The sequence below is a fragment of the Rhodococcoides kyotonense genome, from assembly GCF_900188125.1.
Classification (GTDB): Bacteria; Actinomycetota; Actinomycetes; order Mycobacteriales; family Mycobacteriaceae; genus Rhodococcoides; species Rhodococcoides kyotonense.
Genome location: NZ_FZOW01000033.1, coordinates 15,393 through 41,032 on the forward strand (window position 1 = coordinate 15,393; position 25,640 = coordinate 41,032).

General features: G+C 64.5%; 27 protein-coding genes. 17 read left to right on the forward strand and 10 right to left on the reverse strand.

Translation table 11 applies throughout. The features are described from left to right. Nucleotides 1-38 precede the first annotated feature (38 nt). From CHB96_RS28455 to tuf, 6 genes are all read left to right on the forward strand, one after another. Complete coding sequence (locus CHB96_RS28455; protein ID WP_089252704.1) at nucleotides 39-554, forward strand: DUF3558 domain-containing protein; 516 nt, start codon at nucleotides 39-41, stop codon at nucleotides 552-554. Further along, complete coding sequence (locus tag CHB96_RS28460) at nucleotides 551-1,069, forward strand: DUF3558 domain-containing protein (RefSeq protein WP_089252706.1); 519 nt, start codon at nucleotides 551-553, stop codon at nucleotides 1,067-1,069. Before CHB96_RS28455 ends, CHB96_RS28460 begins: the two co-directional genes overlap by 4 nt. Nucleotides 1,070-1,354: 285 nt before the next feature. Continuing rightward, nucleotides 1,355-1,729, forward strand: coding sequence for a 30S ribosomal protein S12 (gene rpsL / locus CHB96_RS28465; protein ID WP_008714048.1), 375 nt, complete (start codon nucleotides 1,355-1,357; stop codon nucleotides 1,727-1,729). Between the two features lies 1 nt (nucleotide 1,730). Next, complete coding sequence (gene rpsG, locus CHB96_RS28470; RefSeq protein ID WP_003941856.1) at nucleotides 1,731-2,201, forward strand: 30S ribosomal protein S7; 471 nt, start codon at nucleotides 1,731-1,733, stop codon at nucleotides 2,199-2,201. 109 nt (nucleotides 2,202-2,310) lie between these two features. After that, complete coding sequence (fusA, locus tag CHB96_RS28475; RefSeq protein WP_089252708.1) at nucleotides 2,311-4,422, forward strand: elongation factor G; 2,112 nt, start codon at nucleotides 2,311-2,313, stop codon at nucleotides 4,420-4,422. A gap of 121 nt (nucleotides 4,423-4,543) precedes the next feature. Continuing rightward, nucleotides 4,544-5,734: an elongation factor Tu gene (tuf, locus tag CHB96_RS28480; protein ID WP_019665491.1), complete on the forward strand. Its 1,191-nt coding sequence runs from the start codon at nucleotides 4,544-4,546 to the stop codon at nucleotides 5,732-5,734. 135 nt (nucleotides 5,735-5,869) lie between these two features. On the opposite strand, the gene CHB96_RS28485 is transcribed toward tuf, so the two are convergent. Genes CHB96_RS28485 through CHB96_RS28505 form a run of 5 tightly spaced genes read right to left on the reverse strand, consistent with a single transcriptional unit; the run spans nucleotide 5,870 to nucleotide 8,330 of the window. Next, entirely contained in the window at nucleotides 5,870-6,424 is a 555-nt protein-coding gene (locus tag CHB96_RS28485; RefSeq protein WP_089252710.1) for a hypothetical protein, read from the reverse strand. After that, nucleotides 6,421-7,428: a DUF6286 domain-containing Asp23/Gls24 family envelope stress response protein gene (locus CHB96_RS28490; protein ID WP_089252746.1), complete on the reverse strand. Its 1,008-nt coding sequence runs from the start codon at nucleotides 7,426-7,428 to the stop codon at nucleotides 6,421-6,423. Before CHB96_RS28490 ends, CHB96_RS28485 begins: the two co-directional genes overlap by 4 nt. Continuing rightward, complete coding sequence (locus CHB96_RS28495) at nucleotides 7,421-7,600, reverse strand: DUF2273 domain-containing protein (protein WP_089252712.1); 180 nt, start codon at nucleotides 7,598-7,600, stop codon at nucleotides 7,421-7,423. Before CHB96_RS28495 ends, CHB96_RS28490 begins: the two co-directional genes overlap by 8 nt. Further along, the gene (locus CHB96_RS28500) at nucleotides 7,597-7,890 is read right to left on the reverse strand and encodes a hypothetical protein (protein WP_089252714.1); all 294 of its coding nucleotides are present in this window, start codon (nucleotides 7,888-7,890) and stop codon (nucleotides 7,597-7,599) included. The genes CHB96_RS28495 and CHB96_RS28500 overlap by 4 nt, the downstream gene beginning before the upstream one ends. Further along, nucleotides 7,887-8,330: an Asp23/Gls24 family envelope stress response protein gene (locus CHB96_RS28505; protein ID WP_089252716.1), complete on the reverse strand. Its 444-nt coding sequence runs from the start codon at nucleotides 8,328-8,330 to the stop codon at nucleotides 7,887-7,889. Before CHB96_RS28505 ends, CHB96_RS28500 begins: the two co-directional genes overlap by 4 nt. 76 nt (nucleotides 8,331-8,406) lie before the next feature. On the opposite strand from CHB96_RS28505, the gene ilvA reads away from it, so the two are divergent. From ilvA to CHB96_RS28525, 4 genes are all read left to right on the forward strand, one after another. After that, nucleotides 8,407-9,618, forward strand: a complete 1,212-nt coding sequence (ilvA, locus tag CHB96_RS28510; protein ID WP_089252718.1) for a threonine ammonia-lyase — start codon at nucleotides 8,407-8,409, stop codon at nucleotides 9,616-9,618. 37 nt (nucleotides 9,619-9,655) lie between these two features. Continuing rightward, on the forward strand, nucleotides 9,656-10,963 hold the full coding sequence (locus CHB96_RS28515; protein ID WP_141136598.1) for an outer membrane protein assembly factor BamB family protein: 1,308 nt from the start codon (nucleotides 9,656-9,658) through the stop codon (nucleotides 10,961-10,963). A gap of 97 nt (nucleotides 10,964-11,060) precedes the next feature. Further along, entirely contained in the window at nucleotides 11,061-12,029 is a 969-nt protein-coding gene (locus CHB96_RS28520; RefSeq protein ID WP_176444552.1) for an ATP-binding cassette domain-containing protein, read from the forward strand. After that, complete coding sequence (locus CHB96_RS28525; RefSeq protein WP_089252724.1) at nucleotides 12,026-12,817, forward strand: ABC transporter permease; 792 nt, start codon at nucleotides 12,026-12,028, stop codon at nucleotides 12,815-12,817. The genes CHB96_RS28520 and CHB96_RS28525 overlap by 4 nt, the downstream gene beginning before the upstream one ends. Nucleotides 12,818-12,823: 6 nt before the next feature. On the opposite strand, the gene CHB96_RS28530 is transcribed toward CHB96_RS28525, so the two are convergent. The 3 genes from CHB96_RS28530 to CHB96_RS28540 all read right to left on the reverse strand — a co-directional run bounded on the left by CHB96_RS28530 (nucleotide 12,824) and on the right by CHB96_RS28540 (nucleotide 15,304). Next, nucleotides 12,824-14,080, reverse strand: a complete 1,257-nt coding sequence (locus CHB96_RS28530) for an alpha/beta hydrolase (protein WP_089252726.1) — start codon at nucleotides 14,078-14,080, stop codon at nucleotides 12,824-12,826. Between the two features lie 104 nt (nucleotides 14,081-14,184). Continuing rightward, entirely contained in the window at nucleotides 14,185-14,679 is a 495-nt protein-coding gene (greA, locus tag CHB96_RS28535; protein WP_089252748.1) for a transcription elongation factor GreA, read from the reverse strand. A 199-nt stretch (nucleotides 14,680-14,878) separates the two neighbouring features. Beyond that, nucleotides 14,879-15,304: a DUF4307 domain-containing protein gene (locus tag CHB96_RS28540; RefSeq protein ID WP_089252728.1), complete on the reverse strand. Its 426-nt coding sequence runs from the start codon at nucleotides 15,302-15,304 to the stop codon at nucleotides 14,879-14,881. A 121-nt stretch (nucleotides 15,305-15,425) separates the two neighbouring features. Here CHB96_RS28540 and mca point away from each other — a divergent pair, with 121 nt between their 5' ends. The 3 genes from mca to CHB96_RS28555 are packed head-to-tail and all read left to right on the forward strand — an operon-like array spanning nucleotide 15,426 to nucleotide 18,576. Next, nucleotides 15,426-16,301: a mycothiol conjugate amidase Mca gene (gene mca / locus CHB96_RS28545; RefSeq protein ID WP_176444553.1), complete on the forward strand. Its 876-nt coding sequence runs from the start codon at nucleotides 15,426-15,428 to the stop codon at nucleotides 16,299-16,301. Further along, nucleotides 16,302-16,565 (forward strand): hypothetical protein, encoded by a 264-nt coding sequence (locus tag CHB96_RS28550; RefSeq protein WP_089252730.1) that lies wholly within the window; start codon nucleotides 16,302-16,304, stop codon nucleotides 16,563-16,565. 1 nt (nucleotide 16,566) lies between these two features. After that, the gene (locus tag CHB96_RS28555) at nucleotides 16,567-18,576 is read left to right on the forward strand and encodes a thioredoxin domain-containing protein (RefSeq protein ID WP_089252732.1); all 2,010 of its coding nucleotides are present in this window, start codon (nucleotides 16,567-16,569) and stop codon (nucleotides 18,574-18,576) included. Here CHB96_RS28555 and trhA read toward each other — a convergent pair. Continuing rightward, nucleotides 18,573-19,238 carry a PAQR family membrane homeostasis protein TrhA gene (gene trhA / locus CHB96_RS28560; protein WP_089252734.1) on the reverse strand — a complete coding sequence of 222 codons (666 nt, stop codon included), beginning with the start codon at nucleotides 19,236-19,238 and terminating at the stop codon, nucleotides 18,573-18,575. The genes CHB96_RS28555 and trhA overlap by 4 nt on opposite strands. A gap of 113 nt (nucleotides 19,239-19,351) precedes the next feature. On the opposite strand from trhA, the gene CHB96_RS28565 reads away from it, so the two are divergent. Further along, nucleotides 19,352-20,134, forward strand: a complete 783-nt coding sequence (locus CHB96_RS28565) for an isoprenyl transferase (RefSeq protein WP_089252736.1) — start codon at nucleotides 19,352-19,354, stop codon at nucleotides 20,132-20,134. A 52-nt stretch (nucleotides 20,135-20,186) separates the two neighbouring features. Here the strand turns inward: CHB96_RS28565 and coaA are convergent, their stop codons facing one another. Beyond that, nucleotides 20,187-21,119, reverse strand: a complete 933-nt coding sequence (coaA, locus tag CHB96_RS28570; protein ID WP_089252752.1) for a type I pantothenate kinase — start codon at nucleotides 21,117-21,119, stop codon at nucleotides 20,187-20,189. Between the two features lie 143 nt (nucleotides 21,120-21,262). On the opposite strand from coaA, the gene CHB96_RS28575 reads away from it, so the two are divergent. The 3 genes from CHB96_RS28575 to phoH2 all read left to right on the forward strand — a co-directional run bounded on the left by CHB96_RS28575 (nucleotide 21,263) and on the right by phoH2 (nucleotide 25,504). After that, nucleotides 21,263-22,459 carry a DUF885 domain-containing protein gene (locus CHB96_RS28575; RefSeq protein ID WP_089252754.1) on the forward strand — a complete coding sequence of 399 codons (1,197 nt, stop codon included), beginning with the start codon at nucleotides 21,263-21,265 and terminating at the stop codon, nucleotides 22,457-22,459. Nucleotides 22,460-22,519: 60 nt separating this feature from the next. Then, complete coding sequence (glyA, locus tag CHB96_RS28580; protein ID WP_089252738.1) at nucleotides 22,520-23,803, forward strand: serine hydroxymethyltransferase; 1,284 nt, start codon at nucleotides 22,520-22,522, stop codon at nucleotides 23,801-23,803. A 375-nt stretch (nucleotides 23,804-24,178) separates the two neighbouring features. Further along, nucleotides 24,179-25,504, forward strand: coding sequence for an RNA 5'-3' helicase PhoH2 (phoH2, locus tag CHB96_RS28585; RefSeq protein ID WP_176444554.1), 1,326 nt, complete (start codon nucleotides 24,179-24,181; stop codon nucleotides 25,502-25,504). Nucleotides 25,505-25,640 lie beyond the last annotated feature (136 nt).

The following is a 25,640-nucleotide window of genomic DNA, read 5'->3' on the forward strand; positions in this document are numbered from 1 at the left end:
CCCGGGTCTGTCGGTCCACTCGACTAAGGTGCCTGGACATGCGGGTGACAGCGGTTTTCGGGGTGGTTCTCGCCGCCCTCGTGGCGGGGTGCGCCGGGTCCGGCGATTCCACGGATTCCGCGCCGACGACGACGACCGTGGATCCCGGCGCGTCGGGGCCGTTCTTCGGGCTGTGCGGCTCGGTCACCGACGAGGAAGTGCAGCAGGCTTTCGTCGTGTCCGCGTTCACGATGATCACCCGCAACTCGGTCGGCTGCGAATGGGAGGTCGCGGGCTTCACCGGCCCGTCGGTCAGCTTCTCCTGGTACCGCGGCAGCCCGATCGATCGAGAACGCTCGGGATCGGAACTGATCGGCCGTCCCGCCGAGGACATCGAGGTCGACGGGCACGAGGGCTTCGCCGCGGCGACCGACAACTACCTGTGCGAAGTCGGCGTTCGGTACGGGAAGGATTTCATGCACTGGTCCGTTACGTACGGAGACCAGGTTCCGACGGCTGATCCGTGCGACGTCGCGACGCAACTCGCCGAGCTCACGGCGGAGCGGGCACAGTGAAGCGCGTACTCGTCGCGGTGAGTGTGCTTCTGCTGGCGGGGTGCAGCACCACCGTTCAAGGCACGCCGACGGCAGCGACATTCGACGGATCGGGGGATCAGAACTTCCGAAACCTGCTCACCGAATGCGACGCCGTCGCCGACGACACCATCGCCGACACAGTGGGTGGCGACGCCATCGCCCGGGGCTTCTTCGGCGCGATCTGCCGGTGGGATGTCGCGGGTCCGAACGGCATCGTGAAGGTGTCGTTCAACTGGTTCGAGAACGGATCGCTCGACGTCGAGAAGGAGACGAACCAGAAGCTGATGTACTCGGTCGCCGACGTAACGGTGCAGGGGCGCAAGGCAATTCGGAGTCAGCCGCCGAACGATCCCGGGTCGTGCGGTGTCAGTGCCGGGTCACCGGACTCGGGCGTCGTCGGGTGGTGGGTGCAGTACCTACCGGGCTCGGGCCATCCGGATCCGTGCGCGGCCGCGACGACCCTGATGGACCTGACGATCAATTTGGCCCGGTAGCACAGCCTGGGCCGTTTTGACCCGAGGCCGCGCCGCCGGGTATCGTTATGGGTCGTGTCCGGCCTGGCCGGTCCGTTTGTGTGCCTATGCGAGGTACAGCCGTGCGCCCGCTGAAGTGAGAGCGAGTTCCCGGCTGCACGTGTGGGGGTATGCGACACACCCGACCGCGGGGTGCAAGAGACCCGCGGTATGCAGTACAAGAACGCCAGAAGTAACGGGTGAGGAGCAGTGTTCTCTTGCTCCAACTGCTAGATCCCTGATTATCGACACGAAGAAAGCCGGTTCATGCCAACTATCAACCAGCTGGTCCGCAAGGGTCGCACCGACAAGGTTGCGAAGCTGAAGACCGCTGCCCTCAAGGGCAGTCCCCAGCGCCGTGGTGTGTGCACTCGCGTGTACACCACCACTCCGAAGAAGCCGAACTCTGCTCTGCGTAAGGTCGCGCGTGTGCGCTTGACCAGCTCGGTAGAGGTCACGGCCTACATCCCCGGTGAGGGCCACAACCTGCAGGAGCACTCGATGGTGCTCGTTCGCGGTGGTCGTGTGAAGGACCTCCCGGGTGTGCGCTACAAGATCATCCGCGGCTCGCTCGACACCCAGGGTGTCAAGAACCGCAAGCAGGCACGCAGCCGTTACGGCGCCAAGAAGGAGAAGAGCTGATATGCCACGCAAGGGCCCAGCACCCAAGCGGCCGCTGATCAATGATCCGGTCTACGGATCCCCGTTGGTCACGCAGCTCGTCAACAAGATCCTTCTCGACGGCAAGAAGTCCACCGCCGAGCGCATCGTCTACCAGGCTCTCGAGCAGGCTCGCGAGAAGACCGGCACCGACCCCGTCGTCACGCTCAAGCGTGCACTCGACAACGTCAAGCCGGCCCTCGAGGTTCGCAGCCGTCGTGTCGGTGGCGCCACCTACCAGGTGCCCGTCGAGGTTCGTCCGGGTCGTTCCACCACGCTGGCACTGCGCTGGCTGGTCACCTTCTCGCGCGCTCGTCGTGAGAAGACCATGGTCGAGCGTCTCGCCAATGAGCTTCTCGACGCCAGCAACGGCCTCGGTGCCGCTGTGAAGCGTCGCGAGGACACGCACAAGATGGCCGAAGCCAACAAGGCATTCGCTCACTACCGCTGGTGACTTCCGGCCGGGAGGGTGTAGTGAAACTTTCTACATCCTTCCGGCGTTGTACCGAGTACCTGGTCAGATCCAAAGGGACCAGCCCCACTTCTTCGACTTACAAGGCGGGATGAATTCCGTGGCACAGGACGTGCTGACCGACCTCAACAAGGTCCGCAACATCGGCATCATGGCCCACATCGATGCTGGTAAAACCACCACTACCGAACGCATCCTCTTCTACACCGGTATCTCGTACAAGATCGGTGAAGTTCACGATGGCGCAGCCACCATGGACTGGATGGAGCAGGAGCAGGAGCGTGGCATCACGATCACCTCTGCTGCCACGACGTGCTTCTGGAACGACAACCAGATCAACATCATCGACACGCCCGGACACGTCGACTTCACGGTCGAGGTCGAGCGTTCGCTGCGTGTTCTCGACGGCGCCGTCGCAGTGTTCGACGGCAAGGAAGGCGTCGAGCCGCAGTCGGAGCAGGTCTGGCGTCAGGCAGACAAGTACGACGTTCCGCGTATCTGCTTCGTCAACAAGATGGACAAGCTGGGCGCTGACTTCTACTTCACCGTGCAGACCATCAAGGACCGCCTCGGCGCTCGTCCGCTGGTCATCCAGCTGCCGATCGGTGCCGAGAACGACTTCGAAGGCATCGTCGACCTCGTCGAGATGAAGGCGAAGGTCTGGAGCGGTGAGACCAAGCTCGGCGAGAAGTACGAGGTTCAGGAGATCCCGGCCGACCTCCAGGAGAAGGCGGAGCAGTACCGCCAGGAACTCCTCGAGACCGTCGCCGAGTCCGACGAAGCTCTGCTGGAGAAGTTCTTCGGTGGCGAAGAGCTCTCGATCGACGAGATCAAGGGCGCGATTCGCAAGATGACCGTCAACAGCGAGCTGTACCCGATCCTGTGTGGCTCGGCGTTCAAGAACAAGGGCGTTCAGCCCATGCTCGACGCCGTCATCGACTACCTGCCGTCGCCTCTCGACGTAGAGTCCGTCGAGGGCCACGCACCGGGCAACGAGGAAGAGATCCTCACTCGTAAGCCTTCGGCAGACGAGCCTTTCTCTGCTCTCGCGTTCAAGATCGCGACGCACCCCTTCTTCGGCAAGCTGACCTACGTCCGCGTGTACTCGGGCAAGGTCGACTCCGGCGCTCAGGTCATCAACTCGACCAAGGGCAAGAAGGAGCGTCTGGGCAAGCTGTTCCAGATGCACTCCAACAAGGAGAACGCGATCGCGACCGCTTCGGCAGGTCACATCTACGCCGTGATCGGTCTGAAGGACACGACGACGGGTGACACCCTCTGTGATCCGCAGAACCAGGTCATCCTCGAGTCGATGACCTTCCCGGATCCGGTCATCCAGGTGTCGATCGAGCCGAAGACGAAGAGCGACCAGGAGAAGCTGGGAACAGCTATCCAGAAGCTCGCCGAAGAGGATCCCACCTTCTCGGTGAAGCTGGACGAGGACACCGGCCAGACCGTCATCGGCGGAATGGGCGAGCTCCACCTCGACATCCTGGTCGACCGTATGAAGCGTGAGTTCAAGGTCGAGGCCAACGTCGGTAAGCCGCAGGTCGCCTACCGCGAGACCATTCGCAAGAAGGTCGACAAGCTCGACTACACCCACAAGAAGCAGACCGGTGGCTCCGGCCAGTTCGCGAAGGTCATCATCAGCCTCGAGCCTTTCGAGGGCGAAGACGGTGCGACCTACGAGTTCGAGAACAAGGTCACCGGTGGTCGTGTGCCGAGGGAGTACATCCCTTCGGTCGACGCCGGAGCTCAGGACGCCATGCAGTACGGCGTTCTCGCCGGATACCCGCTGGTCAACGTCAAGGTGACACTGCTCGACGGTGCTTACCACGACGTCGACTCGTCGGAAATGGCCTTCAAGGTCGCCGGCTCACAAGCGTTCAAGGAAGCCGCCAAGAAGGCCGGCCCCGTCATTCTCGAGCCCGTCATGGCCGTTGAGGTCACGACCCCCGAGGATTACATGGGTGAGGTCATCGGCGACCTGAACTCCCGCCGTGGTCAGATTCAGGCCATGGAGGAACGTAGCGGCGCTCGTGTCGTCAAGGCACAGGTTCCGCTGTCGGAGATGTTCGGCTACATCGGAGACCTCCGGTCGAAGACTCAGGGCCGCGCTAACTACTCCATGGTGTTCGATTCCTACGCCGAGGTTCCCGCGAACGTCGCGAAGGAAATCATCGCGAAGGCGACCGGAGAATAATTTCTCCGCGAGCTGGACACGCTGCATCTGTAACACCGCACGACCATGCAGCTCAAAAGAGCTGTTAGACAACCGCACTGCTGCATAAGACGCAAGCACCAACAGTCCAGGAGGACACACAGTGGCGAAGGCGAAGTTCGAGCGGACGAAGCCGCACGTCAACATCGGGACCATCGGTCACGTTGACCACGGCAAGACGACGCTGACGGCAGCAATCACCAAGGTTCTGCACGACAAGTTCCCGGACCTCAACGAGGCCTCGGCCTTCGACGAGATCGACAAGGCGCCTGAGGAGAAGGCTCGTGGTATCACGATCAACATCTCCCACGTCGAGTACCAGACCGACAAGCGCCACTACGCGCACGTCGACGCACCGGGACACGCCGACTACATCAAGAACATGATCACCGGTGCTGCCCAGATGGACGGCGCAATCCTGGTCGTGGCAGCTACGGACGGCCCGATGCCGCAGACGCGTGAGCACGTGCTTCTCGCCAAGCAGGTCGGCGTTCCGTACATCCTCGTCGCCCTGAACAAGGCCGACATGGTCGACGACGACGAGATCATCGAGCTCGTCGAGATGGAGGTCCGCGAGCTTCTCGCTGCGCAGGACTTCGACGAGGACGCACCGGTTGTCAAGGTGTCCGCACTGAAGGCACTCGAGGGTGACCCGAAGTGGGCAGAGAGCGTTGCAGAGCTCATGCAGGCTGTCGACGACTCCATCCCGGACCCGGTTCGTGAGACCGACAAGCCGTTCCTCATGCCCGTCGAGGACGTCTTCACGATCACCGGTCGTGGAACCGTCGTCACCGGTCGTATCGAGCGTGGCGCGATCAACGTCAACGAAGAGGTCGAGATCGTCGGCATCCGTCCCGGCTCGACCAAGACCACGGTCACCGGCATCGAGATGTTCCGCAAGCTGCTCGACTCGGGCCAGGCAGGCGACAACGTCGGCCTCCTCGTTCGTGGCATCAAGCGCGAAGACGTCGAGCGTGGACAGGTCATCATCAAGCCGGGCACCACGACTCCCCACACGGAGTTCGAGGGCAACGCTTACATCCTGTCCAAGGACGAAGGCGGCCGCCACACGCCGTTCTTCAACAACTACCGCCCGCAGTTCTACTTCCGTACCACGGACGTTACGGGCGTCGTGACCCTCCCCGAGGGCACCGAGATGGTCATGCCCGGTGACAACACCGAGATGTCCGTCACGCTGATCCAGCCGGTCGCCATGGACGAGGGCCTGCGTTTCGCTATCCGCGAGGGCGGTCGTACCGTCGGCGCCGGTCGCGTCACCAAGATCATCAAGTGATCTAGCTTCACCTGAGAAAGCCCCATCTCCCTTCCGGGAGGTGGGGCTTTTTCGTGTCTGCTGGACCCTGCCCGACCGCTTGAATGCGCCATTCATACGATCAGATAGCGAGCAGTGTCCATTCAAGCGAGACAGCTAGGCCCGCGACGCATCCACATGCACCTGGACCCGCAGCGCGACGTCGGCCCCCTCCAGCGTCTCGGCGACGAACTCCGCCCGCGATTCGGCGACCCGGGTGAACGCGTCGATGTCGATGTCCGGAGATGCGTGAACTGTGACGGCCAGGGTCGCGGTCCCGCGGTCGTCGATGGCTCGACCCTGCGCGCTGGCGACGCCGGGAAACGTGGCGAGGTCGGTGGCGACGCCGCGCGCCAGAGCCCCGAGGTCGACGCGCACCGCAAGCGACTCGCCCGCGGAGATCTGTATCGTCCCTGTTCGCCTGGGTGACAGGTTGCCGATCAGCAGGAGTATCGCCACCACCGCACTGACGACGGCAGTCACTCCGACCGCTGCCTCCCACCAGTTCTGCGCCGGAATGGACGCGAAGAGATCGCGGTCGAACGTGGCGAACCTCGCCACCGCCCACGGAACGTCGAAGTACCACGCGAGCGCGTAGGTACCCGCGCACAGCAGTGCCACGCCCAGCAGGACGACGATCACGCGGTCGACGGCAGCCGTCAGTCGCTTCACGATCGGACACTCTTGACTCGAACCTGGACCGTGCGCGGGTCGGCGAGAACCGCGAGCGTCGGTGCCACAGCGTCGCGCACTGCATCGGTCAGTGATGCGTCGGTATCACCGTCGCCGACGGGATGGACGTCGACGATGACGCGCTTCTTGGTCACCGTCGTACGCGCGGATTCCGAACCGGGCACCCCACCGGCATGGTCGCTGCACATCCGAGCGACATCGGTGGGCCGCAGCCACACCATCGGGGACGACGACGTCGGCGACACCGCACCCGCATGAGTCTTGGTGCGCGGCTTCAGCCCGAGCGCGACGAGAACGAGTCCGGCGACGACCGATGCAATCGAAGCGCCGAGAATCCAAGGCGCCCAATGCAATTCGGCGATCCAATCGATGGAGTTCAGGATCCACGGCGCACCGTCGATGGTCTCGTGCACGATCAGGAACTCGCGGCCCGCGACGAACGCGACGCCGAGCAGCGCGATCGCCAGAACCACTGCGACGAACAAGGCTGCGGGGCTTGCTGTCGGCGGACGCGGCCGCGGAACAACAGGGGCAGGCTCGACAGAGCCGACCTGCTCGCCGTCGTCGCTCGGCGTCGTCGCGGCGACCATCACGTGGAGTCGATGCAACGGAAGGCCGACGATGCCGTCGAGAGCTCGGCTGACCTCGTCGTGGATCGCCGCCGCGACATCCGATATCCGGCACGGCCACGCGACGGCAACGTACAGGGTGACCGCCACCGATTCCTCGCCGACCGAGACGTCGGCACGCGGTAGGTCTCGTCCGGTCAGACGGGACATTCCGCCGACCTGACGGACTACCGACGGCACCGTCGACGCTGCGGCGACGGCGACGCGCGCAACAGCGCGCTCCTTGATCACGAGACTGCCGGGTCCGCCTGAATCGGTCGCTCCGCCGGCTCCGCTCCTGCTCGTCTGGGTCGCTCCGCCGGCTCCGCTCCTGCCTGTCTGGGTCGCTCCGCCGGTTCCGACTGTCTCAGCCACGGCCACGGCTGCGCAACAACGAGGTCAGGTCGAGGCGACCGTCGAAGTGGGCGCCGATGGCGACGCCGACGGCGCCGAGGAACAGGGCGAGTACGAAGCCGCTGAAGCCGCCGATGATGCCCGCGAGTGCGAGCAGAATTCCGGTCAGCAATCCCACGAACGTGTACGTCATGACAACGCTCCCGCGACGACGTCTTCGACGGTGACCGACACGGGCACGGTCACCAGCGGCTGGACCGCCGCGAGCACGCCGCGCGCGACGCCGTTCACGTCGGTCGGGTACTCGGCGGTGATGTGGATGTCGCACAGGTCCGCGTCGACCCGAATCCCGACGACCTTGCGCCCGGGCAGGTAGGTTGCGACCTCGCCGAACTCCCCGCCGTGCAGCCCGACGACACCGGCGACTGCCAGCGTCGCCGACGCGACTGCGTCGGCGATCTCGTAGTGCTGTTCGGCGTTCATTGGACGCGTGGGCGAACGTCTCCGTCGACACCCGTCTCCGTCTCGTCGAACAGCATGACGTCGTAGACGGTGATGTTGACCTCGGTCACCTCGAGTCCCGTCATGCGCTCGACGGCGGTGATGACGTTCTTACGGATGCCCGCCGCCAGTTCGTGCAGTGCGACGCCGTACTCGGCGACGATGCCGATGTCGATGGCGGCCTGCTTCTCACCGACCTCGACCGCGACGCCCTGACTGTGATTGACCCGAGCACCGGGGATCCGGTCACGTAACGCGCCGACGACACGCGCGGTGCCGCCACCGACGTCGTACACGCCGTTGATCTCGCGGGTCGCGATGCCTGCGATCTTCGCGACGACGGCGTCGGCGATGATCGTTCGCCCCTGCGTGGTGGTCAGCGCCGCGGAACCCGCGGCGGCGAAGCTGGGGTCAGTACTCATGCGCTCGATCGTAGTGACTTTCCGCCCGTCACGGCCACGCAAACGGCCCGTGGTGTTCGTGGCATAGTGCGACCGTATGGGAAACGCACTCGTGACGGCTGCAGACATCACCGGCGCCGAGAAGGTGCTCGAGCCGGTGATGCGCAGGACGCCGGTCGTCGCATCCCGGATTCTGTCCGACCTGACCGGTGGGGAAGTGCGGCTGAAGTGTGAAAACTTGCAACGCACAGGTTCGTTCAAACCGCGAGGCGCGTACAACCGCATCGCACGCCTGAGCGACGTCGAACGCCGAAACGGGGTCGTCGCCGCGAGTGCAGGCAACCATGCACAGGGAGTCGCCTGGGCGGCAACCGAATTGGGCATCGCATCGACGGTGTTCATGCCGACCGGTGTGTCGTTGCCCAAGCTCGTCGCGACGAAGGCCTACGGCGCCGACGTGCAGTTGGTCGGTCAGACGGTCGACGACGCGCTCGTCCATGCTCGCGAATTCGCCGACCGCACGGGTGCCGTGCTCATCCATCCGTTCGACCATGCGGATATCGTTGCCGGACAAGCGACATTGGGTACCGAATTGTTGGGGCAGATGCCCGACGTCGGAACCGTCGTCGTTCCCACGGGAGGCGGGGGACTGCTCGCGGGAGTCGCGGCGGCGATGCAGCTGTACAGACCGTCGGTGCGAGTGATCGGCGTGCAGGCCGAAGGCGCGGCCGCGTGGCCCGCGTCGCTCGCCGCGGGGCATCCCGTCGCAGCGGCGTCGATGTCGACGATGGCCGACGGCATCGCCGTCGGGTTGCCGGGAAGCGTGCCGTTTCAGCACGTCGTGGATCGGGTCGACGTCGTGACCGTCACCGAGGACGCTCTGTCGAGGGCGCTGCTGATGTGCATCGAGCGCGCGAAGCTGATCGTCGAACCTGCGGGTGCTGCGGCCGTCGCCGCGTTGATGACCCGGGATGATCTCGAGCTCGACGGCCCGGTGTGTGCGATTCTGTCCGGCGGCAACATCGACCCGCTGCTGCTCACGCATGTCATCACGCACGGTCTGCGCGCCGCCGGACGGTATCTTGCTGTGCGCGTGACCATTTCGGACCGACCGGGTGGTCTGCTGGATCTGCTCGGGGTGGTCAAGGGGCTCGGCGCGAGCGTCGTCGACGTCGTGCATTCGCGTACCGGCGGGCAACTCGGACTCGAAGAGGTCGAGGTGAGCCTGACAGTCGAGACCCGCGGACCCGAGCACCGTCAGGAATTGCTCGACGCCTTCGCGCACGCCGGGTACACCGTGCGGAGTTAGCGCCGGAGTGTCGGTGCGAGTCCGTAAGGTGACCGCGGTGAGAATCGGACACCGTGTTGCCGGGCTGGTCGTGGGTGTGGTGCTGTTCGCCACCGGCTGTGCGACGCAATCGCCGGATGAGCCGGTCGTCGATGCGCGTTTCGGCACCGGGGATTTCGCCGTGGCGCCGGTTCCCGCGTGGACTGTCGACGCGGCCGCGTTGGGAACTGTCACACATTCGGTCCCGTTCTCGCTGCCTCAGGTTCCGAATGCAGACGCGCCCATGCTCCTAGGTCTGACCGATGGCGACTACTCGCAGAATCCGCGAGGTCTTCGTGTGCTCGCACTCGATCCGAGCAGCGGCGAACGATCATGGCTGCGCGACGTCGGGCCGGTCCGGCAGTGCGCCGAGCAGATCGACGACACGATTCTGGCCTGCTACGGGGACCACCGCGTCGTCTACGTCGATGTCACCGACGGTCGCATTGTCGGTGACATCGCGACCGATTTCTACGTCTATCACGTCCGAGCGGCAGGTGGCGTGGGCTATGTGTCCGGCCGAAGCGACGACATGCTGACCTCGACCATCCACAGCGGAACGCTCGAGGACCTCGACGCACGGTGGAGTGCGAGCTATCCGTCGCCGGTGCCCGGTCAGCCCGCTTCCCCTGCAGTGTTCCCGGACAAGGGCATCGCCGACGTGTACTCGTCCGGCGCCCGCCAGATCATCGATATCGACACGGGTGAGCCGCGATTCGTCTTCACCGGAGAGAACCCGCTACCACTCGGGAACGACCTGTTCGTCACCGTCACCCGGGCGCCCGACGGTGCACTGCGCGAGGCGATTCTGGATGGTGTCGGCCAGGAGCGGACGGAGGTACCGGTCGCCACTGTAGGTCTCTCACCTCTGCCGTGGGCGAACCTCTACGACTCCGAGCTGCCCAGGTTCCTCGGCGACGGGGCGTACGACGCGTACACCGGTGTCGAACTGTGGCGAAACCCGGCGACGCTCGAAAACAACGGAGGTATCAACTCCGCGGTGCTGGCAGTCGTAGGGGACACCGTCGTCGTGCGATCGTCCGAGACGCGGACGTTCTCGGGTATCGACCTCGGGACGGGAAGAACGACATGGACGACGCCGTGGCAGGACGCCTATTGGGCTCGGGCCGGCACGTCCGACGGTGAACATTACGTATTCGGCGACTACACCGGCATGCACGCCATTCGGGCGTCGGACGGGGTGATGATGTGGTCGATCCCGTGGCCCGAAGGCGTCGATCCACGTGAGGTGTCGGTATCCGAGACCGCGGGTGTGCTGACGGTATCGGATCGATTCGGGTCGACGGTGTGGGCGCCGTCACGCTGAGCGCGCTCGAGGACAGCCACTGTCCTACGGACCGATTAATGTTCCACGGGTTCCGAGTCTGCAGTACGGATGCACCACAGGAATGGAGTTACACACCATGGCTGATGCCATCGAAGTCGAAAACCTGGTACTGGAGTACGGGAAGAACACCGCGCTTGCAGGAATCAGCTTCTCTGTCCCCGAGGGCACGGTCCTCGGAGTCCTGGGTCCCAACGGCGCAGGAAAGACGACGGCTGTCCGCATTCTCGCGACGCTGCTGAAAGCGACGTCCGGGACCGCGAAAGTGCACGGTGTCGACGTCGGGGAACACCCCAACGACGTCCGCAAGACGATCGGTCTGACCGGGCAGTTCGCAGCGGTCGACGAGTACCTGACGGGATACGAGAATCTCGAGATGGTCGGCAGGCTGTTCGGGCTGAAGAAGGCCGAAGCGCGTCGTCGCGCGAACGAACTGCTCGAGCGTTTCGATCTGGAGTACGCCCGTGACCGAACGGCGAAACAATACTCCGGGGGTATGCGTCGTCGACTGGACATCGCGGCCAGCCTCATCGGCAGGCCCAAGGTCGTGTTCCTCGACGAGCCCACCACGGGCCTCGATCCACGCAGTCGAATCGGCATGTGGGAGTTCATCTCCGACCTCGTGAAGGACGGAACGACCATTCTCCTGACGACGCAATATCTCGAAGAAGCCGACCGACTGGCCGATTCGATCATCGTGCTCGACAAGGGGTCGATCATCGCCAGGGGAACGGCCGATCAGCTCAAGGAGCAGGTCGGCGGCGAGCGGCTCGAGTTCGTGCTCGTCGATTCGGCGGATCGTGAACGTGCCGAGCAGATTCTGGCGCCGATCGGCGTCGACGCCCCCGTCTACGACGAGCAGGCGCGTCGCATCGCGGTGTCGGTCGGCGACGGTGCCGACGACCTGACCAGCGCTCTCGTCCAGCTGAAGGATGCCGGTATCAAGGTGGTCGACGTCGGTCTACGACGCCCCAACCTCGACGACGTGTTCCTCACTCTCACCGGCCATGCAACCGAGGCCGACGCACCTGTGGAGGAAGCGAAATGAGTGTTCTTCACGACTCGCTGATCGTCACCAAGCGAAACCTGATCAAGCTCAAGCGAGTTCCCGATCTGCTGTTCTTCGCGACGCTGTCACCGATCATGTTCGTGTTGTTGTTCGCGTACGTGTTCGGCAGCGCGATCGACGTTCCCGGAGTGGATTACAAGAGTTTCCTCATGGGCGGCATCTTCGTGCAGACCATGATCTTCGGTGCGTCCATCACCGGTTCGTCGCTCGCGGAGGATCTGCAGAAGGGCGTCATGGACCGCTTTCGCTCCCTCCCGATGGCACGGTCGGCCGTCGTGATCGGGCGGACGGCGGCGGATGTCGGCAACAACATCGTGACCATCACGATCATGTCGATCACCGGCCTCATCGTCGGCTGGCGCATCACGTCGTCGTTCTTCGAAGCGGTCGCGGGTTATGTTCTGCTGCTGTTGTTCGCGTACTCGATCTCGTGGGTCATGGCGTTCGTCGGACTGACGGTTCGGTCGCCGGAGATCTTCAACAACGCGTCGTTCATCGTGATCTTCCCGTTGACGTTCATCGCCAACACGTTCGTCCCGATCGACGGCTTCCCGACGGTGCTCAAGACCATCGCGGAGTGGAACCCCATCTCCGCCGTCACCCAGGCGGTGCGTGAGCTGTTCGGCAACACCAATCCGATGACACCCCCGCCGGACGTGTGGCCATTGCAGAATCCGGTGCTCTACACGCTGATCTGGGTCGTCATCTTCCTCGTCGTCTTCGTGCCGTTGTCGGTGCGCAAATACGAGCGGACGCTGACGGCCTGAGCGGAGTCAGTTCGCGGCAAGGGTTTTCGACAGAAAGTCCAGTGTCTCGTTCCATGCTCGACGCTGGCCCTTCGCCGTTCCCGCCGGAGTGCCACCCGAGACGATCCTGTTGTTGCGGTCCACCGTCGTCGGAGTGGCAGGCGGCCGGAGGAAGTGGCCGGCGTTCGGCAGGATCAGCAACCGGTCCGTGTCGCGTCGGCGTCGAGCGAGCAGTGCGCGGGCCATTCGGTCCGCCGGGTAGGACGCGTCGGCGACGCCTGCGATCGCGAGCATCGGGGCGTCGATCTTCTCCACGGGGATGAGGGCCTGCGCGACGGCGTCGTCGTCGCGCAGGCCAGCGGAGTAGGCCGGCCGGAGTGACAACGCACGCGATGTCGGCGACGGCGAGAACACGCGCCCGAACGTTCTCTTGGCGATCTGCCCCAGGAGCCGCTCGACGCGAATCGGCATGTACGGCAACGGTTCACCGGCCACGGTGAGCGACGACGCCTTGGGTGGTGGGGCGCCGTCGGCCAGAGCTTGAAGTACGACGTGGGTCGGTGCGACGGCGACGACGGCACGCACGGAGAATCCCGGCGTGTGCACGAGCGCGGACAGCGCCACCGAGACGCCGACGGACGCGGCATGCACGGCGATGCGATCGGCGTCGACGCGTTCGTGTGATGCGAATGCCGCCATCCCGGCAGCGATCGCTTCGATCGGAATGTCCTCGAAGTCGTTCGGCAGCCCGGGTTCTCCCATGTAGGAGAGCACGGCGCTGACGTAGCCGTGCGACGCGAGGAGCGCCGCGGTCGGTGTCGACGGGCGGGCACCCATCGTGCCGGGGAGGAGCAGCACACCCGCCGAGACCGATTCACCGGTGTCCGGTAGGTAGATGCGCAGATGCCATCCGTTTCCGACGTGATCCTCGCGTACGAGATCGTCGCCCCAACTACGGCGGACCGTCGTGCTCGACGACCCTTCGTGTGCGTGCACGGAGATTCGATAGTCCAGCCCTGCTTCGGAACCGACGAAGGTGACCGGGGCAATGCCCTCGTCGACGAACTTCATGTTCCACCACGGCCGGTCCGGGTCGGCGATTCTCAGTTGCCCGTTGCTGTCGACGTCGCAGTCCTGCTGCGATATCCAATGATGGCCGTCCGCGTCGATCGTCGCGATGTCCAGGTGGACCGGCAGACCCGGTGCGACACCGTGAACACGGAAGACCGTCGCGCTGTCGATGGGACCGGAAACCGGGTCCACCTGCAGTGATACGGGCTCCATCGGTCAAGTGTGCGCTGTCGCCGTGCTCTGTGTCGGCTGTATAACGCAAAAAAGACCCCTCCCGAGCTTGTGCTCGGGAGGGGTCTTTCGGCTGAACCGACGCGTCAGGCGTGGTACGGCTCCGCGCTGAGCAGCGTGACCTTCATGGTCTTGCCGTTGGGGAGCGTGTACTCGCGGGTGTCGCCGACCTTCGCGTCGATGAGTGCGCCGCCGAGGGGTGAGCTGGGGGAGTAGACCTCCAGCTTGCCGTCGCGTGCACCCTCTTCGCGGGTGGCGATGAGGAACGTTTCGGTGTCCGACTCGTCGCCGTCGTAGTAGACCTTCACGACGGATCCTGGCAGTGCGACGCCGGACTGGGTGGGGGCTTCCCCGACCTTGGCGGAGTTCAACAGCTCCTGAAGCTGGCGGATGCGGGCTTCCTGCTGGCCCTGCTCCTCGCGCGCAGCGTGGTATCCGCCGTTCTCTTTCAGATCGCCCTCTTCGCGTCGCTCGTTGATTTCGGCGGCGATGACCGGGCGATTGGAAATGAGTTGGTCGAGTTCGCTCTTGAGCCTGTCATGTGACTCCTGGGTAAGCCAGGTCACCTGGGTCTCGGTCATCTCGATCACTCCCTTGTAGTCGAAGTCGCGGTGGACTCCCGGTGTGCCTGCGGACGGACGCGCGAGCGTGCGTGCGGGAGATCCAGAACGTGGAGCCCCCCGGCCGGCCCGCATAGTCGGCATCGACCGTCAATGCAGCAATACACGGCCCCAGTTCGGAACCGTGTACGTGTAGATGTTACCACGAGCAGGCATTTGGTCAGCCTGCGCGTAAATACTCCGGAACATTCAGGCTGCATCCGTACACGTCGCCGACAGCGGGCGGCTGGGACGTGTTGAGCTCGGAAACGACCTCGACCTCGCGGTTCGCCGAGCCCGGTACGAGCACCTCGCGTCGGCCGGTTTCCGATCCGTCCCGAGAGCGCGCGCGCACGATGCAGACGGCGTCTTCGTCGGGATGCGCGCGGGTCACGCTGAAGCGAATGGAGATGGTTCGGTCGTCGAGCAGATCGAAGGCAAGTGATGTTCCCTCGACATCCTTGACGGAGAACCGCTGGTAGCCGATGTAGGCGACGCCCAGTCCCAGAAGCACGACGAGAACCAGCAGAACGGTCTTGGCGCGTCGGCCGATGCCACGGTGCGTCGTCGACCTGGGATAGCGGCCTTCGGGGAGCGTGGCAGTCATACGAGCTTTCGTCGGGTGGAGCGGAAACGTTTGTCTTCGGCAGCCGGTGCACGCACTGTCGGTGTCAGATGGAACTATAGGGGGAGGTTCGAAACAGGCGACGCTGAGGTGAGGAAAGAACGTGTCCGGACTACGGCTCATGGCTGTACACGCCCATCCCGACGACGAGTCGAGCAAGGGCGCGGCGACGACGGCTCGGTACGCGGCCGAGGGAAACGACGTTCTGGTCGTCACGCTGACCGGAGGCGAGCGGGGAGACATCCTCAATCCGGCGATGGACATTCCGGGAGTGCACGAGCGCATCCAGGAAGTTCGACGCGAGGAGATGGCGGAGGCCGCTCGTATTCTCGGTGTTCAGCAGACCTGGCTGGGATACGTCGACTCGGGCCTGCCCGAGGGTGACCCACTTCCGCCCCTGCCGGAAGGGTGCTTCGCTCTCGTTCCGCTCGAAGAGTCCACCGAAGCTCTCGTCAAGGTCATTCGCGAGTTCAAGCCGCACGTGATCACCACATACGACGAGAAGGGTGGCTACCCGCACCCCGACCACATTCGGTGCCACGAGGTGTCGGTCGCAGCGTTCGAGGCTGCAGGAGACCCAGCCGAGTTCCCCGATGCGGGCGAGCCCTGGACGCCGCTCAAGCTCTACTACTCGCACGGTTTTCTGCGGAAGCGGATGCAGTTGTTCCACGACTGGTTCATCGACCGCGGTGAGGAAAGCCCGTTCGTCGACTGGTTGAAGCGCTGGACCACCGATCGCGACGAGATCATGGAACGCATCACGACGCAGGTAGCCGTCGGCGACTACTTCGAACAGCGCGACGACGCGTTGCGCGCCCATGCGACGCAGATCGATCCGAACGGTTCGTTCTTCGCCGTGCCCGTCGACGTGCAACGTAAACTGTGGCCTACCGAGGAATACGAACTCGCACGTACGCGTGTGAAGACGTCGATTCCCGAGACCGAGTTGTTCGCCGGTATCGATCCCGAGGACGCCTGAGTGATCATCTCCATCTTGGCGCAGCAGCCGACCGGACCGGAGTTCGGTAAATCCTCTCCGGTCGGTCTGGTGATCATCGTCGCGCTGCTCGTGGGTACCGCATTTCTGATCTGGTCCATGAACAAGCAGATCAAGAAGCTCCCGGAATCCTTCGAGAAGGACGATCCCGGTGCCGATCGGGAATTCGACGAGGGCACCGACCGGGGTGCCGTTCGTGACACCGGAGACGTCAAGCCCAGCGACAGCACGCCCGGCGACAGCTGACGTGCTCGGCGCCAACGCACTCGGGGACTCGACCAGTCCGTACCTGAGGCAGCACGCCGACAATCCTGTCCACTGGCAGCAGTGGACGGCCGAGGCGTTGAACTCTGCGCGCGAGCGAGACGTGCCGATCCTGCTGTCGATCGGCTACTCGGCGTGCCACTGGTGCCACGTGATGGCCCACGAATCGTTCGAGGACGAGGCCACCGCGGCGGTCATGAACGAGCACTTCGTCTGCATCAAGGTCGACCGAGAAGAACGCCCCGATCTCGACGCCGTCTACATGAACGCGACGGTCGCGATGACCGGGCAGGGCGGTTGGCCGATGACGTGTTTCCTGACGCCCGACACCGAGCCCTTCTACTGCGGCACCTACTTTCCGCCGAGGCCGCGCGCAGGTAGCCCGTCGTTCACGCAGTTGCTCGAGGCCATCGCCGACACATGGGCGACGCGTCGTACCGAGGTGTTCGACGCGTCGGCGGCCGTCGTGACCGCGTTGAAGCAGAACTCGGGTGGGTTGCCGTCGTCGGAACGGCCGGTCGATGCGGACCTGCTCGCCGACGCGGTCGCGTCGGTGCTGCGCGACGAGGACGTCGACCGAGGTGGTTTCGGCGGTGCACCGAAGTTCCCGCCGGGCCCGCTGCTCGAGGGTCTTCTGCGTCACCACGAACGGACCGGATCCGCCGCGGTGCTCGCGACCGTGCAGCGCACGGCGTCGGCGATGGCACGTGGCGGCATGTACGACCAGATCGGCGGCGGGTTCGCGCGCTACTCGGTCGACGACGAATGGGTCGTCCCTCATTTCGAGAAGATGCTGTACGACAATGCGTTGTTGCTACGCTTCTACGGCCACTTCGCGCGCGTCACGGGTGATGCGACGGCGCTGCGGGTCGCGACCGCGACAGCGGAGTTCATGCTGCGCGAATTGCGTACCGAGAAGGGATGTTTCGCGTCGGCTCTCGACGCCGACACCGATGGCGTCGAAGGGCTGACGTACGCCTGGACGCCCGAGCAACTCATCGATGTACTGGGCTTCGAGGACGGTGTCTGGGCCGCGGGGCTGTTCGTCGTCGACAGCTCGGGCACGTTCGAGGCAGGAATGTCGGTGCTGCAGTTGCCGGAAGATCCCGACGACGCCGAACGGTACGAACGAGTATGCGCGACGCTGAAGCAGGCGCGTGACCGGCGCCCGCAGCCGGGTAGAGACGACAAGGTCGTCACCGCATGGAACGGGCTGGCGATCACGGCGCTCGCCGAGGTCGGGTCCGGCCTGGGACGTACCGAGTGGGTGGACGCAGCCGTCGAATGCGCCGAACAACTCTTCGCCACCCACGACGAGGGCGGCAGGCTGCGACGAGCCTCGCTCGGTGGCCGCGTCGGAGATGCACCCGGTGTGTTGGAGGACTACGCGGCTCTCGCGGTGGCGTCGTCGACGCTGTTCCAGGCCACCGGTGACGTCGTCTGGTCGACGCGGGCGCAGACCATCCTGGACAACGCGATCGCGCATTTCGCCGACACGAACAATCCGGGGAGCTGGTTCGACACCGCCGACGACGCCGAGATGTTGGTGACGCGGCCGCGAGACCCACTCGACAACGCGACGCCGTCCGGGGCGTCGACCATCACCGAGGCGTTGCTGACGGCCGAAGCACTGGTGACACCTGCCGACTCGGCTCGCTACGGAGAGTTGGCGGCAGCCGGATTGGCGCGTGCGGCCGTGGTTCTCGAACGTGCGCCGCGGTCTGCCGGGCACTGGCTCGCCGTCGCCGAGGCGTCGGTGCGGGGTCCGCTGCAGGTGGCCGTGTCCCTCGACGCGCCCGGCTCACTTCTCGACGTCGCGCGCAGGTACGCGCCGGGCGGAACCACGATCGTTGCAGGCGTCGTCGATTCTTCTCCGTTGCTCGTCGACCGGCCTACGGTCGAGGGCAGGGAAGCGGCCTACGTGTGCAGGGGTTTCGTGTGTGATCGGCCGGTCATGACCGAGGACGAACTGCGTGAGGCGCTGCGGCGCTAGAACAGCACCAGCCACACTGCGACGAGGTGGCAGATCGCCGCGAGAACCGTCGCCGCATGGAAGAACTCGTGATGGCCGAACGTCGTCGGCCACGGGTTCGGCCACTTGGTGGCGTAGAGGACGGCTCCGACGCTGTACAGGATGCCGCCGACGAGCAACAGCACGAACGGCGCGTAGCCGACCTGGTCGATGAGCGTGGGCGCAACCGGGACGATGGCCCACCCGAGCAGCAGATACAGCGGGACTCCGACCCAGCGAGGGGCCTGCGGCCACAACATCTTCAGTGCGACGCCGCCCAACGCGCCTGCCCAGACGACGATCAGCAGTGTGCGTCCTGTCGCGGCAGGTAGCCCGAGCACGGCGAACGGGGTGTAGCTGCCGGCGATGAACAGGAAGATCATCGAGTGATCGGCGCGCTTCATCCATATCCGGTGCGTCGGGTTGTCCCAGTGCACGCGGTGATACGTCGCGCTGACACCGAACACCCCGCACACCGTCGTCGCATAGACCGCGGTCGCGATGCCGGCGCTCACCGAGACGAGCGAGAACGCCAGTGTGACCAGCACGATGCCGGAGACAAAAGCGAAACCGAACGCGTAGAGGTGAATCCATCCCCGCATACGCGGTTTGACCGGCAGTTCGTCGATACCGAACATCGTCATCGGCGTGACCTCCTCGCGAGCTGAAACCTACGCAACCGTAGGTTCGGTCAACACTGTACCGGCGAGTAGCTGTAGGGGGTCGGCGTAAGGTTGTTCCCCGTGGTGATGTCTCGGTGAAGATTCTCCCGACCAAAGTGCGCAGCGTCCTCTACAACGTGTACGAGAGGCGTCTACTGACGCAACTCGACGGTGTGGCACACCCTCGTCACGTCGCGGTGATGTGCGACGGCAACCGCCGCTGGGCGCGTGAGAACGGATTCACCGACGTCGCACACGGGCATCGGATGGGCGCGCTGAAGATCGCCGAGATGCTCGGCTGGTGCGACGCCGCAGGTATCGAGATGGCGACCATCTACCTGCTGTCCACCGAGAATCTACGACGCGACCCCGACGAGTTGGATTCGCTGCTCGAGATCATCACCGACGTCGTCGAGGAAATCTGTGGGCCCGAGCAGAACTGGGGAGTGAAGATCGTCGGCACACTGGACCTGCTGCCCGCGCCCACGGCCCGCCGGCTCAAGGAAGCCGCCGACCTCACCGTCGGCCGAACCGGCACGCACGTCAACGTCGCGGTCGGCTACGGCGGCAGGCAGGAGATCGCCGACGCCGTTCAGTCGCTGCTGAGCGAGAAGATCGCCGACGGGTTGACCGACGAGGCGCTGCTGCAGTCCGTCACCGTCGACGCGATCGACAGTCACCTGTACACGTCCGGCCAGCCCGACCCGGATCTCGTCATCCGTACGTCGGGGGAGCAGCGGCTGTCCGGGTTCCTGCTGTGGCAGAGCGCGTACTCGGAGATCTGGTTCACCGAGGCGTACTGGCCGGAGTTCCGTCGCGTCGACTTCCTGCGTGCGTTGCGTGATTACGCCGCGAGGCACAGGAGGTTCGGGATCTGACCATGTGAGTGAAAATGTATAGAGGGCTATACATTTTCACTCACGAGGGGGTTCACAGCTTGCGGAGGCGCAGCCTGTTGATCGTGTGATCGGCGTCCTTACGCAACACCATCGTCGCCCGCGGACGCGTCGGGAGGATGTTGTCCACGAGATTCGGCAGGTTGATCGAGTGCCACAGGTCCTCGGCGGCGATGCGGGCATGCTCGTCGGACAGATTCGCGTAGTGGTGGAAGTGCGCCTCGGGATCCGCGAACGACGTCTCACGGAGCGCGAGGAATCGCCGGACGTACCAGGACTCGATGTCCTCGATCCGCGCGTCGACGTAGATCGAGAAGTCGAACAGGTCGGACACCATCAGCCGCGGTCCGGTCTGCAGAACGTTGAGGCCTTCGACGATGAGGATGTCCGGCTGTCGGACCATGTGGAGCTGGCCCTTGACGATGTCGTACGACACGTGCGAATACACCGGCGCCGCAACCTCTTCCGCGCCCGACTTGACCTCGGTGACGAATCGAAGAAGCTTGCGTCGGTCGTAGCTCTCGGGGAATCCCTTGCGATGCAGGATGCCGCGACGCATCAGTTCGGCTGTCGGATACAGGAATCCGTCGGTCGTGACGAGGTCCACGCGGGGATGATGGTCCCATCGTGCGAGGAGCGCCTGCAGGACACGGGCCGTCGTCGATTTCCCGACGGCGACGCTTCCCGCGACTCCGATGACGAAGGGCACCTGACGGTCGGGGTGTTTCTCGCCGAGGAATGTGGCGGTGGCAGCGAACAGTCGCTGACGCGCCGCGACCTGAAGGTGAATGAGCCTGGCCAGTGGCAGGTAGACCTCGGCGACTTCCTCGAGATCGATCTGTTCGCCGAGACCACGCAGGCCGACGAGTTCTTCCTCGGTGAGTACCAGCGGAGTCGACTGCCGGAGCGTGCGCCACTGCTTGCGGTCGAACTCGACGTACGGGCTGGATTCGCTCATCGGTGGCACCGCCACGCGCGCAGTACACGGTCACTTCGCAGGCGTGAACTCCGGTGGAGCGCGTGTCGCATGGATTCAGATTGTGCTCGGTGCCACGAAGACTGGCTCGGGCGGGGTGGTTCACCCGCGAACGACCGCTAGTGTCGGATCTCATGCATGCCGATTCCTTCGTTCGTGAGTATCTGACCCTCGGCCTGAGTTTCGACCGTCTCGAAGAGGGATTCGTCGACGCGTACACCGGTGATCCCGAGTTGCGTCGGCAGGTCGAGAACGCACCCGCTCCCGAGCCCCGTGCGTTGGCTCGTCGGGCAGGGGAGCTTCGAGGTGAACTCGCGAATACCGAACTGCCTGCGCAGCGAGCCGAATTCATCGATGTGCACCTGCGTGCGCTCGAATGCTCGGGCCGGAAGTTCGCCGGCGACGACATCGGATTCGTCGACGAGGTGTTCGCGTACTTCGACGTCCGCATCGAAGCGGGCGACCAGGATCAGTACCGCGAGGCGCATCGAAAGATGAACGAGGTGCTGGCTGGTCCAGGAACGCTCGCCGACCGTCTTGCCGCGCATCGCGCTTCCGACGTCGTACCCGCCGATCGTCTGCAGGACTGCGTCGACGCGTTCTCCAGCGCGTTGCGTGACAAGGTCCGTACCGAATACACGCTGCCCGATACCGAGCAGGTGACGTACGAGGTGGTCGGAGATAAGCCGTGGTCGGGCTTCAACTACTACCTGGGTGACTACAAGTCGACCGTCGCCATCAACTCCGATCTCGAGCAGCAGATGGCGAACCTGCCGCATCTGATCGCGCACGAGGCCTACCCGGGTCACCACACCGAACACTGCCGCAAGGAAGCCGGGTTGGTGTCCACCGGTCAGCTCGAGCAGACGCTGTTCCTCGTGAACACCCCGCAGTGCCTGATGGCCGAGGGGCTTGCGGACCTCGCGCTGAAGTCGATCGTCGGGCCGGGGTGGGGACTGTGGGCTCAGGAGATCTACGCCGATCTTGGCCTGCGGTTCGATGGCGAGAAGGCAGAGAAGCTGTCGAACGCGTCGGGTCAGTTGCTCGGGGTGCGTCAGGACGCGGCGTTGCTGCTGCACGACCAGCACCGCTCGCACGACGACGTCGCCGCCTATCTCGAGAAGTGGTCGCTGGCCTCGCCCAAGCGGGCGCGTCAGAGCCTGAAGTTCCTGTCGTCGCCGTTGTGGCGCGCCTACATCAGCACCTACGTCGAGGGGTACAAACTTCTGGGGGCTTGGCTGGATCAGGGCAAAACGGTCAGCGAGCGATCCGCGCTGTTCGGGCGGCTTCTCGACGAGCCGCTGATCCCGAGCGCGCTGCGAACGAGCTGAGCCGCATCTTCTAAACTGTATGCGCCCACCCGCGCGTACACCCTTTGGGAGATTCTTGACATGACCGACGTGAACAACCTGTCGCTGGCCGAACTCGACCCCGAGGTCGCCGAGGCCATGGCGGGCGAACTCGGTCGTCAGCGCGACACCCTCGAGATGATCGCGTCGGAGAACTTCGTTCCCCGCGCCGTGCTGCAGGCCCAGGGCAGCGTGCTGACCAACAAGTACGCCGAGGGCTACCCGGGTCGTCGCTACTACGGTGGCTGCGAGCACGTCGACGTCGTCGAGGACCTCGCCCGCAACCGTGCGAAGGAACTGTTCGGCGCGGAGTTCGCCAACGTCCAGCCGCACGCCGGAGCGCAGGCCAACGCCGCTGTCCTGATGGCGCTGATCAACCCGGGCGACAAGATCCTCGGACTCGACCTCGCGCACGGTGGCCACCTCACGCACGGCATGAAGCTCAACTTCTCCGGCAAGCTGTACGAGGTCGAGTCCTACGGTGTCAGCAAGGAAGACCACCGCATCGACATGGACGAGCTGCGCAAGCAGGCCATCCAGTCCAAGCCGCAGGTCATCATCGCCGGCTGGTCCGCGTACCCGCGTCACCAGGATTTCGAGGCGTTCCGCTCGATCGCCGACGAGGTCGGCGCCCTCCTGTGGGTCGACATGGCTCACTTCGCCGGGCTGGTTGCGGCGGGTCTGCACCCGTCGCCCGTTCCGTACGCGGATGTCGTGTCCTCGACGGTCCACAAGACCCTCGGCGGACCGCGCTCCGGCCTGATCCTCGCCAAGAAGGAATGGGCCAAGAAGATCAACTCGGCAGTGTTCCCGGGCCAGCAGGGCGGCCCGCTCATGCACGCCGTCGCAGCCAAGGCCGTCGCCTTCAAGATCGCCGCGACGCCCGAGTTCAAGGAACGTCAGGAGCGCACCCTCCTCGGTGCATCGCTGCTCGCGGACCGTCTGCTCGCCAAGGACGTCGCGGACAAGGGTGTCTCTGTGCTCACCGGCGGCACCGACGTTCACCTCGCGCTCGTCGACCTGCGCAGCTCGGACCTCGACGGCCAGCAGGCCGAGGACCTCCTCCACGAGGTCGGCATCACCGTCAACCGCAACGCCGTTCCGTTCGACCCGCGCCCGCCGATGATCACCTCCGGCCTGCGTATCGGAACCGCAGCACTCGCGACGCGTGGCTTCGGCGAAGCCGAGTTCACCGAGGTCGCCGACATCATCGGTACCGCCCTCGCCACCGGTGAGGCCAGCGATTCGCTGAAAGAGCGCGTCGTCAAGCTCGCACAGAGCAAGCCCCTGTACAACGGTCTCGAGGACTGGGGCTTGATCGGATAGCTCACTTCTTTGGGGTCCCCCTGTATCGCTTGAATGGTCCATTCATACGATCAGATGGCTTGAATCTGACATTCAAGCCATCTGGATCGTACGAATGGGCCATTCGTGTTTCGCGGCCATCGATGTTTTCGGCGGAAGCCCCTTAACTTGTTGTTCACCGACACGCCCCGCACTCGCCGAGCCAACCGCCGGTTTCGGCTGTACCGTCGGCAGTATCAGGCAGCGGGGAAGCTGTTTGTGCGGGAGGTTCTGATACGTGACTGAGCAAGTGAGCGCGAGAGGGCCGGCACCCGGTCCTCGTGTCATCTGACACGGCAGACCGACCGGCCGAGCGACAAACGTCTGCGCGGTGCGCCGCAGACATAGGAGCCCCACGTGACCACTTCACGCTCCGTTTCCGCCCCTCTTCGGACTTTCGTGCTGGATACCTCGGTCCTGCTGTCGGATCCTTGGGCAGTCATCCGGTTCGCCGAGCACAATGTGGTCCTACCGCTGGTGGTCATCAGCGAGTTGGAGGGAAAGCGCCATCACCACGAACTGGGATGGTTCGCGCGGGAATCACTACGTATGCTCGACGACCTCCGCGTCGAGCATGGGCGACTCGATCAGCCGGTTCCCATCGGAATCGACGGCGGCACACTGCAAGTCGAGCTCAACCACACCGACCCGTCGGTGCTCCCCGTCGGATTCCGAACCGACTCCAACGACTCACGAATCCTCGCCTGCGCACTCAACCTGGCGGCCGAGGGCAAGGACGTCGTACTGGTCAGCAAGGACATCCCGCTCCGAGTCAAGGCAGGTGCAGTCGGGCTTCCTGCCGACGAGTACCACGCACACGACGTCGTACCGTCGGGCTGGACCGGGATGGCCGAGCTCGACGTCCAGCCGGGCGACATCGATCAGCTGTTCGCCGAGGGTGTCATCGACCTCGACGGTGCGCGAGAGATGCCGTGCCACACCGGAGTTCGGTTGCTGGGCGGACGATCGAGTGCGCTCGGACGCGTCACACCGGACAAACAGGTTCAGCTGGTGCGCGGTGAGCGAGAAGCGTTCGGTCTTCACGGTCGTTCGGCGGAACAGCGTGTGGCACTGGACCTTCTGCTCGACGAGAGTATCGGCATCGTCTCGCTCGGCGGTAAGGCAGGTACGGGCAAGTCCGCGCTGGCTCTGACAGCCGGGCTCGAGGCGGTGTTGGAGCGTCGGACACATCGGAAAGTCGTTGTCTTCCGGCCCCTTTATGCCGTCGGCGGCCAGGAGCTCGGCTATCTTCCCGGAAGTGAGAGCGAGAAGATGGGCCCGTGGGCTCAGGCGGTGTTCGACACTCTCGACGGTCTCGCGAGCCCCGAGGTGATGGAGGAGGTCATCGCACGCGGAATGCTGGAAGTGTTGCCGCTCACGCATATTCGTGGACGGTCGCTGCACGACTCGTTCGTGATCGTCGACGAAGCACAGTCCCTCGAGCGCAATGTACTGCTGACGGTCCTCTCGAGACTCGGAAGCGGCTCACGCGTCGTGCTGACCCACGACGTCGCGCAGCGGGACAACCTGCGCGTCGGGCGTCACGACGGAGTGGCCGCGGTCATCGAAAAGCTCAAAGGGCACCCGCTTTTCGCGCACATCACCCTCACGCGCAGTGAGCGTTCGCCGATCGCCGCGCTGGTGACGGAAATGCTGGAGGAGTTCGGGCCCGCAGGCGCCTAGCCGTACGTGAGTGGAAATGTATAGCCACCTATACATTTCCACTCAGTGATACTGGAGTTGTTCGTCGATGCAGGAGTTTGACTCGTTTTCGCTCTGACGCCGATGGCTGTCTTCCTCGTGATGTGTCTGCTGCTGC